Raw genomic sequence first — 11307 nt, 5'->3', positions numbered from 1 at the left:
GTCAAACCGCCTGTTGCGCATCCTAACCGGTCAGGGCCGCGATACCGGGGCCGAGATGCCGGAAAACCCGGTCCTCGTCGCCCGCAACATCGGCCCCGCCGAGCTTCTTGAATACGGCCGCAAGCTCAAGGGCGTGGTGCTCGACGAAGGCTCCGTTGGCAGCCATGCCGCCATCGTCGCCCGCGCCCTCGCCATCCCCCTTGTCATCAATGCCGACCGCGTGCTGGCCGAGGCGCTGAACGGCGACGCCATCCTTGTCGACGGCGATCAGGGCATCGTCCACCTTCGCCCCGAAGAAACCGTCGCCCGCGCTTTCCGCGAAAAAATCGCCATGCAGGCCGAGGCGCAGAAACGCTACACCTCGCTGCGCGGCCTGCCCGCCACCGCCAAATGCGGCTCCACCGTAGCGCTCTACATGAACGCGGGCCTGATGGCCGACCTGCCCTCGCTCGAAGGCTCGGGTGCCGAAGGCGTCGGCCTGTTCCGCACCGAACTGCAGTTCCTTGTCCGCTCCAAGATGCCGCAGCGCGCCGAACTTGCCGCCCTCTACGCCCGGGTGATGGACGCTGCCAAAGGCCGCCGCGTTGCCTTCCGCACCCTCGACATCGGGTCGGACAAGGTGCTGCCCTACATGAAGCCGCAGGATGAACCCAACCCCGCAATGGGCTGGCGCGCGATCCGGGTTGGCCTTGATAAACCGGGCGTCCTGCGCATGCAGATTCAGGCCCTGATCCGCGCCGCAAACGGCCGCCCGCTCACCGTGATGTTCCCGCTGATCACCGAGATGACCGAATTTCAGGCCGCCCGCGCCCATGTCTTGCGTGAATTGCACCGCGAAAAATCGCTGGGCCACGCGGTCCCCGCCAGCATCGAAATCGGCGCGATGATGGAAACCCCGTCGCTGGCCTACGCGCCGAAAGCCTTTTTCGACCTCACCGATTTCATCTCCATCGGCGGCAATGACCTGAAACAGTTCTTTTTCGCCGCCGACCGTGAAAACGAACTGGTGCGCCGCCGCTATGACACGTTGAACCTGTCGTTCCTCGGCTTTCTCGAACAGATCGTCGAACGCTGCCGCATCTCCGACACACCGCTGTCGTTCTGTGGCGAAGACGCCGGCCGCCCGATCGAGGCGCTGGCGCTTGCCGCCATCGGGTTCCGTTCCCTGTCGATGCGCCCGGCCTCGGTCGGCCCGGTCAAGGCGCTGCTGCGCCGGGTGAACCTTGATGACGCCAAGGCCGTGATCAATGCCGCCCGCGACGCTGGCGCCGAAACCGCCCGCCCCGCGCTGCTGGACTGGCTCGCCACGCAGTCCGACTGACCGCCCCAACCGCCGCCGCAGGACCCCGGATGAAGCTGCACGACAACCGCGCCTGGCTTCTCTTGCTGCCCGCCACCGCGCTCCTTGGCTTTGTCGGCCTGATCCCGCTTTTGTCGGTGCTCAACTTCTCGTTCCACGACATCTTCTCGCTCGACCTGATCCACTGGGTCGGCCTTGACTGGTACCACGAAATCATCGCCTCTCCGCGCTTTCACGCCAGCCTTGGCCGCAGCCTCCTGTTCTCGGCCCTCACCCTTGGCATCCAGCTGCCGCTTGGCATCGCCATCGCCCTGCTGCTCAGCCGCACGGGCCGATCCGGAATGGTCATGCTGCTGCTGATCGCCACCCCGCTGGTGGTGCCGTGGAACATGATCCCGGTGATGTGGCTCAGCCTGATCGACCCAAAGACCGGCCTTGTCGGCCAAGCGCTCGTCTGGCTCGGCCTCGGCTTTGACTACAAGTTCACCGCCCTGCACACCTGGATCCTGCTCCTCGCGATGGATACCTGGCACTGGCTCGGCCTTGTGGTGATCCTTGCCTACGCGGCGCTGTCCGGCATCCCGCAGCCCTACTACCAGGCCGCCGCCATCGACGGCGCCTCCCGCCTCGCGGTGTTTCGCCATATCGAGCTGCCCCGCATCACCGGCGCGCTCTCCATCGTGCTTTTGCTGCGCTTCGTCGACAGCCTGATGATCTACACCGAGGCTTTCGCCATCAACGCCGGCGGCCCGAACGGGGCCACCACCTTCCTGTCGCTGGATCTTGGCGAAGCGATCAAGGGCTTCAGCTACGGCTCCGCTGCCGCCCGATCGATCCTGTATTTCGTGATCGTGATCACGGTGGTCTGGGCCTTCGTCACCATCACCGAACACCGCAAACGCCACGCGGCCTACCGATGACCGCAACCGCCCGCACCCTTCGCGCCGCAGCCTGCGCCGCCCTCGCCGCATTCATCCTGCTGCCCTTGGCACAGACCATCCTGCTCAGCTTTACCGCCACGCTCGACCATGACGGTGTGCCGGCAGGCGCGTTCAGCCTGATCAACTACCGCCACATCTTCGCCACCCCCGCGCTGACCGCCTCGATCACCAACTCGCTGATCTACGTGCTGCTCAATGTCGCCCTGTGCCTTGCCGCTGGCCTGCCCGCCGCCTATGCCTTTGCCCGCTTCCGCTTTACCGGTGACCGGCATCTGCTGCTGATGCTGCTGGCGTTCCGTGTCACCCCGCCGGTGGTCTTGTCCTTGCCGATCTTCATCCTCTTTGCCCAGGTCGGGCTGGTCAACTCGCCCCTGGGCATTGCGCTGGTGCATTGCCTGTTCAATCTGCCGATCGCGATCTGGATCCTTGAAAGCTTCATCGCTGCCGTCCCGCGCGAATATGACGAGACCGCGTTTCTCGACGGCCACTCGCTGACCGGCTACTTTTTCCGCTACCTGATCCCCGCCATTGCCCCCGGCATCGGCGTGACCGCGTTCTTCTGCTTCATCTTTTCCTGGGTCGAGGTGGTGTTCGCCCGCATCCTGACCGTGACCGCCGGCAAACCGATCACCATGGCCATCAACGCGCTGTTCAGCTTTCAGACCGACATTGGCCTTGTGATGGCGATGACGGTGTTTTCGCTCTTGCCCGGCCTTGCGATGATCTGGTTCGTGCGCAACCACATCGCCCGCGGCTTCGTGATCCGCACGTAAGGCGCAAGGTGCGGCCTCACGGCCCAAGCCCCGCCGGTGTTGGCGATGGCCGGACCATTCAACCGATCAACCGCACCGCCCGACTTCGCCTTTGCAAGGGCGGGACCAAGTGTTGCGCCGAAAGCGACGATGGCAATCTGGGGCCGGAAAAAGGCCGCTTTGCGGACTTTGCGGCCGTTCCTCAATATCGGCGTTGAGCTCAGTCTTCAAATAAATCTGTCCCAAAACCGTCGATGGTTTGGATGTTTTTCTTGCGCCAATACGCCTCGACACCTTGCGGTCCCAACCCGTCATAGTATGGCACCAGTTCTTCTGACGCCCGGTCGCCGCTATAGGTCATGAATGGCACACCGGTGCCACAGGATGTCTGAACGCTTTCGATTGAAAGGTCGAACATCTGCCGACTGCCTGCCAGCTTTGGAAACGCCGCGATGGCGCTGTCCCAGCCGACGTCACGCGGGTGCAATACCTCCGCGCGCCCGTAGACACGCAGGATAAGTGCCTCTCCCTCGAATGCGCAGAACATAAGCGTTATACGGTTGGACTGCCGTAAATGTCCTGCCGTTTCATTCCCACTGCCGGTAAGGCTTAACCAACGAATGTGGCTGTCATCCAAAATGCGGAGCGTGTCTGCGCCCTTTGGAGAAACGTTAACTCGACCCGTTTGCGCTGCTGTGGCAACAAAGAAGACCGGCTGGCGTTCGATGAATCGCCTCAGAGTCCCGTTAAGTTTATTGCCTAATGCCATATCGTTTCCGTCGGCTGCGTCGAAAGAACTTAACAGGAACATCTCGGTTAGGCAATGACCGCTCAGGGCTCAAAGCCACTCCTGCAGCGCCTTTGCCTATCGCACTGAAGATCAGGCTTCAACCCGGCTCCTATACCGCCCTTCACCGTCAGACTGGCCCATCAAGGCTACCTGCCCCCGGCGTCACGACCCTTGCCCGCCCCGTTCAGGGCCTCTCCGCTGCGGGGCACCGCGCCCCAAGCCTTCACACCCCCTCGCCGCCACCGCACAGACCCTCGACTCCGGCCTGCTGCATCCGCGTAAACCCGCACCCCAGCGCCTGACGGCACCGGCTCAGCAATGCCGCGTTCATCGCGGCACGGGTCCTGCGGCCAGCAACCTCGTTTCAGGCCTTAACGATCTTCGGCGGCTCTACCGCCGTGGAAAACGCCGCCAGCACCGGCTCCACCCCATGCACCTCCGCCAGCCGCATCAGCGCAAAGCGGATGCGGGCGACCTCGCGGTAATAGCGCAGGAACGCGGCATTCAGCGCGGCCCCGGTGACCGCGCCCAAAATCGGCACCGCCTGCGCCATCAGCTTTTGCCCAAGTGCCGCAGCCAGTTTCGGGGCCACCGTGGCGATGATCTTTTGCAGCGCCGGCCCGGTGATCGTCATCCGTGCTGACAGGAAGCTGGTGTTGATCCCGTCATCCGCCGCCAACGGTGTGCCCGCGCCGAACACCTTCAGACACTCCGCCTTGACCCAAGGCTCGTCCGGGTCATACCCCGCCTCCGCCGCCGCCGCCCGGATCGCGTGCAGGATCACGGTGATCGTCACCGGCAGCTCGGCCAGCGACGTGGCAACGCCGCCAGCCCCCCCCACAGCCCCCGTGGCCATCGCGGCAAACAGCGGCCCGTTCGGGCCGATGTCCGGCCCCCGCGTGCCAAGCACGGCGACCCCGTAAGCCGCATCCAGCGCCCGCTCTGTCATCCGCTCGATCTGCGCACGCAAGGCCGGCGGGATCACCGCCATCTGGCTCTCCAGCGTCCCGCCCAGCCGGTTCACCAGGCTCATCACCGGCCCGTTGGCGCGGCGGTAACGCGCCGCCAGCCGCACAATCTCGGGCGCAGGGTCAGGCGTCAGGATCGCGGGCACGGGCAAGGGCATGTCTTCCATCGGCTCAATATGGAAAGCCTCCGCCGGTTTCGCAATCCCTCAGGTCGCGCGTCCGACCAGCCCGGTCACCCCGTCCCACGTCCCGCCCTTCAACGCCAGGCCCAGCACCCGGTCCGGGTTGGTCGGCGGCGGCATCACCACGCCCTCCAACCGCCGGAACCCGAACCGCCCGTAATAGGGCGCGTCCCCCACCAGCATCACCCGCTCCCAGCCCAGGCGCCGCGCCTCGGCCAGGCTTTCGTGGATCAGCAGCGCGCCCAACCCCTCGCCCTGCCGCGTCGGATGCACCGCGATCGGGCCCAAAAGCAGCACATCCGCCTCGCCGATCAGTGCGGGCCAATAGCGGATCACCGCCGCCAGCGTGCCATCAGCATCGCGCAGCGTCAGGCACAGCGGTGCCACCGTCGGCACCCCGTCGCGCAGCCGGTACGAAGACAGCGCCGTCCGCCCCGGCGCAAAGCACAGGTCATACAGCGCCTCCACCTCCCACCAGTCGGCCTCGGTCTCTTCCTCCAGCTTGTACACGCGCGCCCCACTGCGATTCTGCTTGGATAGCGCGCCGTAACATGACCCCATGTCACAATCAAATCAGCGAAAGCCCCATCCATGTTCTACCGCCCCGCCGAAGGCCACGGCCTGCCGCACAGCCCGTTCTACGCCGTGGTCTCCCCCCGCCCGATCGGCTGGATCTCCACCCGCAGCACGGCTGGCGACAACCTCGCCCCCTATTCCTTCTTCAACGCCGTTTCGTCCGACCCGCCGCAGGTGATGTTCGCCGGCAGCCGCAAGGACAGCATCGCCAACGCCGAGGCCTCAGGCGTCTTCGCGGTGAACATCGTCGAAGAAGCCGCCCTGCACGCGATGAACGCAACCTCCGCCCGCTTTCCCCATGGCACCGATGAATTTGAAGCCGCAGGCGTGCCGAAGGCCGAGTGTCAGACCATCGACTGCCCCCGCGTCGCCACCGCGCCCGCCACGCTGGAATGCCGCGTGGTGCAGGTGATCAAGCTTCTGGGCGATGATTACATGGTACTGGGTGAGGTGACCGGCATCCACCTGCGCGACGACTGCCTGGTCGACGGCCGCTTCGACGTGACCCGCTACCACCCCGCTGCAAGGCTCGGCTATCATGACTACGCGTTTGTGCGCGAGGTGACGGCGTTGAAACGGCCGGGGTGAACCGCTTGCCGTAACGGTCGCCACACAAGGGCCGCGCCCTCCCGGGGGGAGGGAGGGCGCGGCCCGGCGGCGCGTTCCGCGCCTCGATTCCGGGCCAAGACCCCGCTCCCCCCCCCAGTTCCCCACCCCCCGCTCCCCACCCCCTAGCAACTGTCTTTCACGCGGCCATTTTCAGGTAATCCTTTCCGTCCCGGACCATTGCGTTGAGAATGGTGAGGAGCTTGTTGGCGCAGGCGGTGATGGCGAGTTTGGCGGACTTTCCGGCGGCTTCGAGCCGGGCGCGGAAGGTCCTGATGGCCGGGTCGAAGCGGCTGGCGATGAAGCCTGCAAGGCAGAGCGCGCGGCGCACATCGGCCCTGCCGCCCCAGATGCGCCGCTTGCCACGCTGCAGCCCTGCACCGCAGGCATGCGGGGCCAGCCCCGCGAGGCTGGTGATCCGGCGATGATCGAGTTGGCCCAACTCGGGCAGGCGGGCGAGCAGCGCCGCAGCGAGCGTCGGGCCGATGCCGGGCACCGAACACAGGCGCGCACTCTGGCTTGCCAGGGCCTCACGCGTTTCGATGAGGTCGGCGATCCGAACCTCGAGGCTGGCGAGATGATCCCGCAACGCTTTGATCAGGATCGCAATTTCCCTTGAAAGCCAGGGGTCGCGCGTGGTCCCCGCCCGGTTCTTCTCGGCCCCGATCATCGCCACCAGATCGTCGCGCCGCGCCACCAGATCGGCCAGCCGCACCCGATCCGGGTCGGCGGGTGGGGTCGGCTTCAGCTCCAGCGCGCGGCCCATCCGGGCGAGGATTTCCGCATCGACCCGGTCGGTCCTGGCCAGCCTGCCGGTCGCGCGGGCGAACTCCCGTGCCTGTCGCGGGTTCACCCCCGCGCAGTCCACCCGCGCGCAGTCCACCCCCGCGCAGTCCACCCCCGCTCGAGCCAGCGCCTCCGTCAACGGCCGTTCATAGCCGCCGGAGACCTCAACGACCACCAGACAGCCCTTGGCCGCCTTGGCGAACTTCGCAAGATATTGTTTTGTCGTGACAATCCTCTCCGACTTGGCCGTGGAAAGGTGAAACGCGTTGATCCAACCCTTGGCGATATCGACGCCGATGATGTCTTGTGCGATCATGATGGTGCCTGTCCTTGATCTGCGGGATCGACCGGTGGTGCGGTCTTCCCATGCAACTGTTCAGGTTGAGCAATGGTCGGCAGACGAGCCCCAAGCTACGAGACGGGTTCCAAAATCCAAGGGTGCGTCGGGGTCTCGTCTGCCAGCCACTCTATCGCAGATTTCAAAGAGACAAGGGTGTGCCACAGCGCACCATGCCCCCAGAAACCCCCTTGCCCAACCGCCCAACCCCAATCACATTGCGCGAAAGGGGATCTTCATGGCGCAGTTTTCAACGGTAGCCGAATTTCTGGACCCAAAGAACAATCACGCCCCCACCAAAGCCGAACACGCCCTGATCACCGCCTGCCGCGAGGGCCGCCCCTGCATCCTCGGCGACGGCACCCTCCCCCCCGGCCCCACGCCGGACCGCACAATCCGCGCCGACCTTCTCCGCCTCCTGATTACTGGCGCCACCCCAGCCTGCGGGCTGCATCCCTCCGGCGTCTGGCTGCAAGGCGCGCATATCCCCGAAACACTCGACTTGCGCTTCACCAAGTGCCGGGGCCGGTGCGCGCTAGATGCCTGCCGGTTCGACGGAAAACCACAATTCGAACAGGCCAAATTCGCCCAACTCAGCCTAAGGGGCAGCCACCTGCCCGGCCTTTTCGCCCAAGATATGAAAGTCAAGGGGGGACTCTTTCTTCGCAACCTCACCGCCAAAGGCACGGTCGATGTGAACGGCACCAAGATCGGCGGGCAGTTGGTTTGCACAGGGGCCAATCTCGATGGCACCAACCCTGACGGCAGCATGGGCAAGGCGTTGAACGCCCAAGGGGTTGAGGTCGGCGATAGCCTCTTTCTAAGTGACATGACTGCTAAAGGCACAGTCAACCTTGCATCCGCAAGGATTGGCGGGCAACTGTCTTGTGTCGGCGCAAACTTCGATGGCGCGGGCGATGTGGCAATGTACGCTCATGGGGTTGAAATCGGGGCGGGTATATTTCTGGAAAGCCTTACTGCTAAGGGCACGGTCTATGTGAACGACTCAAAGATCGGCGGGAGTCTAGATTGCTCAGGCGCGAATCTTGACGGTGCAGGTGGCATGGCGCTGGGTGCTTATGGAATAGAGGTTGGCGGCATCGGACTTGGCGACCTTACTGCTATTGGAACTGTCCACCTCAGCGGCACAAAGATCGCGGGGCAATTGTATTGTGAAAGAGCCAGTCTTGACGGCGGGGGGGGCGAGGCACTTGATGCCCAGCGGTTGCATGTAGCCCAAAGCTTCATTTTTCGCCGTTTGAAGTCCATTAATGGGATAGTTCGCCTGGTAGCCGCACACGTCGGCGATCTGTCCGATGACAACGCGTCCTGGCCAAAAGCCCAAGGCGAACTGCTCCTAGACGGCTTTACTTATGACCGGATTGTTGCTGCAAGTACCGATGCGAAGGACCGGCTACCCTGGCTGGAACGCGGCAGCACCATCGACGGCCAGTTCCGCCCGCAACCCTATACCCAGCTTGCCAAGGTCCTCCGCCAGATGGGCCACCACCGCGATGCCCGGCTGGTGCTGGCGGAACAAGCCCGCCGTCTCGGGGTTGAGGCGCGCAGGCTCAAGCAGCTCAAGCCCGACGGGACCCGGCGGTTGGTCTTCGAAAACCCGCTCGCTGATGCCCGTCATGTCCTTAGCTACGGCTTCGACCTGCTGCTGCGGGGGGTCGCCGGTTACGGCCACCGACCCTTCAACTCCGTGATCGCCCTGGCTGTCCTCTTCCTTGTCGCAACCACCCTCGCCCACTTTACCTGGACCAATGGCTCCTTCGCCCCCAATTCCGATGTCATCCTCACCTCCCCCGGCTGGTTACAAGCCGAGGCTGCGGATTGCGTCCCCGCCCCCCTCCCCGGCTGCGATAAAAACCCCGCCAAGACATGGTCCGACGACCCCGCCCGTGGCCTCGACTGGGACAGCTTCAACCCCATCGGCTACGGTGCTGACCTCGTGATCCCGATCCTCGACCTCGGCCAGACCGACGCCTGGGCCCCCTCCAAAGACCGCGGCGATATGGGCTGGCTCCTCTGGTGGGGCCGATGGGTTCTGGCGGCCTTGGGCTGGATCGTCACCGCGCTGGGTGCCGCCGCGATCACCGGCATCATGCAGCGCAACGCGCCGGACTAGGGGTTCAAACCTTTCCAAAACCTTAATCCCGCAAAAATTATCTTTTCTTTTCAACGGTGGGATCTTTGTCCACGCGTGGACAACCATCTCAAAACGCCAACCGGATCAGCCCCAGCACCGTCTCCGCCGCCGCCGTCAACCGGGCCCCCTTGCGGGTCAACAGGCTGTAGGGCGCGACCGTGATCCCGAACGCCCCCTCCACCTGCACCAAAGGCGCCCCCGGTCCCGCCGCGAACTGGTCCGCCACCGCCTGCGCCAGAGGGGCCACCACATTCGACTGCTGCAGCATCGCCAGCGTCAGCAGGAACGACGCCGTCGACAGCCGCTGGTTCGGCCGCGGCAGGCCCAGCTCCGCCAGCCGCCCCAGCACCGCCCGGGCCAACGGGCTGTCCTCGCCCGGCATCACCCAGTCAAACTCCAGCACCTCGGCCAACCGCTGCGGCGGCACCTCCGCCAGCCGGTGCCCCCGCCGCACCACCAGCGCCACCGGCTCGGGCGCGATCACCTCGCCGTCGAACTGCCCCGCATCGACCCCCGCAGGCACCCGGCCGATCACGAAATCCAGCCGCCCCGCCAACAGCTGATCGCACAGGATATCGGACGCGGCCACCACCACCTCGGCACTGATCTTCGGATGCGACAGCCGCGCCGTCCTCAGCGCGGGCAGCACCAGATCCAGCGCCGGGGCCGTGACCGCCCCGATGCGAACCCGCCCCACTCCGCCGCCAGTGACCTCGGACATCTCACGCGCCGCCTCCGCCAACTCCTGCAGCACCCGCTCAGCCCGCCCCGCCAGCAGCCGCCCCGCCTCGGTCAGCACCACGCCCCGGCCAGACCGGCTGCGCACCGGCGCGCCCAGAATGACCTCGATCTCCGACAACAGCCGCGACGCCGCAGGCTGGCTGATCCCCAGCCGCGACGCGGCAACCCCGATCAAGCCGGTCTCGGCAAAGGCCGCCATCATCTGCAGATGACTGAGCTTCAGCCCGCGGCTCAGCAAGCCTTGCGTCCAACTCATATCAAACCCGATACCTATTCATCGCAAACCATGATTTGACCGATAAGCCAAAGCGGTGCAAACAGCAACTCGGACCCCAAAACACAGGATAGTGGCAGGGGCCGCACCCTAGGGAGGAACATCATGATCATTTCCAGAAGGGCGCTTCTCGCGCTCGCGTCCGCCATGCCGCTGCTTTCCGTCCCCGCCTTCGCGCAGGACAAGGGCACCATCGGCATCTCGATGCCCACCAAATCCTCGGCCCGCTGGATTTCCGACGGCAATTCGATGGTGGAACAGTTCACCGCCGCCGGCTACGGCACCGATCTGCAATATGCCGAAGACGATATCCCGAACCAGCTGGCCCAGATCGAGAACATGATCACCAAGGGTGTGAAGGTTCTGGTGATCGCGGCCATCGACGGCACCACCCTGTCGAACGCGCTCGACAACGCCGCCGCCTCCGGGATCAAGGTCATCGCCTATGACCGCCTGATCCGTGACAGCGGCTCGGTCGACTATTACGCCACCTTCGACAACTTCAAGGTCGGCGTACAGCAGGCCGAAAGTCTGGTCGCGGGCCTTAAGGAACGCTTCGCCGACGTGAAGCCATGGAACATCGAGCTGTTCGGCGGCAGCCCGGACGACAACAACGCCTTCTTCTTCTACAACGGCGCGATGTCCATCCTGCAACCGATGATCGACAGCGGCGACATCGTCGTCGGCTCGGGTCAGATGGGCATGGAAGTCGTGGGCACCCTGCGCTGGGATGGTGCGGTGGCACAGGCCCGCATGGACAACCTTCTGTCGGCCAACTACGGCGACAAGCAGCTGCATGGCGCGCTGTCACCCTATGACGGGCTGTCGATCGGCATCCTGTCCTCGGTCAAGGGCGTCGGCTACGGCTCTGGCGATCTGAAGATGCCGATCGTCACCGG

11 protein-coding genes are annotated in these 11307 nt (G+C 64.9%); 6 read left to right on the top strand and 5 right to left on the bottom strand.

Going from position 1 to position 11307, the window contains the following annotated elements:
* From RMO18_RS07840 to RMO18_RS07830, 3 genes are all read left to right on the top strand, one after another.
* On the top strand, nucleotides 1-1321 hold a 1321-nt coding region (locus tag RMO18_RS07840), incomplete at its 5' end, for a putative PEP-binding protein (protein WP_309665048.1).
* A gap of 29 nt (nucleotides 1322-1350) precedes the next feature.
* Nucleotides 1351-2220, top strand: coding sequence for a sugar ABC transporter permease (locus RMO18_RS07835; RefSeq protein WP_309665046.1), 870 nt, complete (start codon nucleotides 1351-1353; stop codon nucleotides 2218-2220).
* Nucleotides 2217-3014, top strand: a complete 798-nt coding sequence (locus tag RMO18_RS07830; protein ID WP_309665041.1) for a carbohydrate ABC transporter permease — start codon at nucleotides 2217-2219, stop codon at nucleotides 3012-3014. Before RMO18_RS07835 ends, RMO18_RS07830 begins: the two co-directional genes overlap by 4 nt.
* Before the next feature lie 199 nt (nucleotides 3015-3213).
* Here RMO18_RS07830 and RMO18_RS07825 read toward each other — a convergent pair whose 3' ends face one another.
* The 3 genes from RMO18_RS07825 to RMO18_RS07815 form a co-directional block, all read right to left on the bottom strand.
* A complete protein-coding gene (locus tag RMO18_RS07825; protein WP_309665039.1) occupies nucleotides 3214-3804 on the bottom strand; it encodes a pyridoxamine 5'-phosphate oxidase family protein in 591 nt (196 codons plus the stop codon).
* A gap of 343 nt (nucleotides 3805-4147) precedes the next feature.
* Nucleotides 4148-4918, bottom strand: coding sequence for an EcsC family protein (locus RMO18_RS07820; protein ID WP_309665037.1), 771 nt, complete (start codon nucleotides 4916-4918; stop codon nucleotides 4148-4150).
* A gap of 39 nt (nucleotides 4919-4957) precedes the next feature.
* Entirely contained in the window at nucleotides 4958-5443 is a 486-nt protein-coding gene (locus RMO18_RS07815) for an N-acetyltransferase (RefSeq protein ID WP_309665036.1), read from the bottom strand.
* An 81-nt stretch (nucleotides 5444-5524) separates the two neighbouring features.
* Here RMO18_RS07815 and RMO18_RS07810 point away from each other — a divergent pair, with 81 nt between their 5' ends.
* Nucleotides 5525-6097: a flavin reductase family protein gene (locus RMO18_RS07810; protein WP_309665034.1), complete on the top strand. Its 573-nt coding sequence runs from the start codon at nucleotides 5525-5527 to the stop codon at nucleotides 6095-6097.
* A gap of 157 nt (nucleotides 6098-6254) precedes the next feature.
* On the opposite strand, the gene RMO18_RS07805 is transcribed toward RMO18_RS07810, so the two are convergent.
* Nucleotides 6255-7214 (bottom strand): IS110 family transposase, encoded by a 960-nt coding sequence (locus RMO18_RS07805; protein WP_309665050.1) that lies wholly within the window; start codon nucleotides 7212-7214, stop codon nucleotides 6255-6257.
* A 262-nt stretch (nucleotides 7215-7476) separates the two neighbouring features.
* On the opposite strand from RMO18_RS07805, the gene RMO18_RS07800 reads away from it, so the two are divergent.
* Nucleotides 7477-9372, top strand: coding sequence for a hypothetical protein (locus RMO18_RS07800; protein WP_309665032.1), 1896 nt, complete (start codon nucleotides 7477-7479; stop codon nucleotides 9370-9372).
* Between the two features lie 88 nt (nucleotides 9373-9460).
* Here the strand turns inward: RMO18_RS07800 and RMO18_RS07795 are convergent, their stop codons facing one another.
* Nucleotides 9461-10390, bottom strand: coding sequence for a LysR family transcriptional regulator (locus RMO18_RS07795; protein ID WP_309665031.1), 930 nt, complete (start codon nucleotides 10388-10390; stop codon nucleotides 9461-9463).
* A gap of 165 nt (nucleotides 10391-10555) precedes the next feature.
* On the opposite strand from RMO18_RS07795, the gene RMO18_RS07790 reads away from it, so the two are divergent.
* The coding region (locus RMO18_RS07790) for a substrate-binding domain-containing protein (protein ID WP_405054031.1) at nucleotides 10556-11307 on the top strand (752 nt) is incomplete at its 3' end.

It is taken from the genome of Tabrizicola sp. (genome assembly GCF_031377265.1).
GTDB lineage: Bacteria > Pseudomonadota > Alphaproteobacteria > Rhodobacterales > Rhodobacteraceae > JAUYQR01.
The sequence above is the reverse complement of the archived record's forward strand: the minus strand, read 5'-3'. Positions and strand labels throughout refer to the sequence as shown.

Excerpts from the sequence above, each read along its gene's own strand:
- RMO18_RS07830 (WP_309665041.1), top strand. The coding sequence starts at position 2,217 with ATGACCGCAACCGCCCGCACCCTTCGCGCCGCAGCCTGCGCCGCCCTC.
- RMO18_RS07820 (WP_309665037.1), bottom strand. The coding sequence starts at position 4,918 with ATGGAAGACATGCCCTTGCCCGTGCCCGCGATCCTGACGCCTGACCCT.
- RMO18_RS07835 (WP_309665046.1), top strand. The coding sequence starts at position 1,351 with ATGAAGCTGCACGACAACCGCGCCTGGCTTCTCTTGCTGCCCGCCACC.
- RMO18_RS07810 (WP_309665034.1), top strand. The coding sequence starts at position 5,525 with ATGTTCTACCGCCCCGCCGAAGGCCACGGCCTGCCGCACAGCCCGTTC.
- RMO18_RS07800 (WP_309665032.1), top strand. The coding sequence starts at position 7,477 with ATGGCGCAGTTTTCAACGGTAGCCGAATTTCTGGACCCAAAGAACAAT.
- RMO18_RS07825 (WP_309665039.1), bottom strand. The coding sequence starts at position 3,804 with ATGTTCCTGTTAAGTTCTTTCGACGCAGCCGACGGAAACGATATGGCA.
- RMO18_RS07795 (WP_309665031.1), bottom strand. The coding sequence starts at position 10,390 with ATGAGTTGGACGCAAGGCTTGCTGAGCCGCGGGCTGAAGCTCAGTCAT.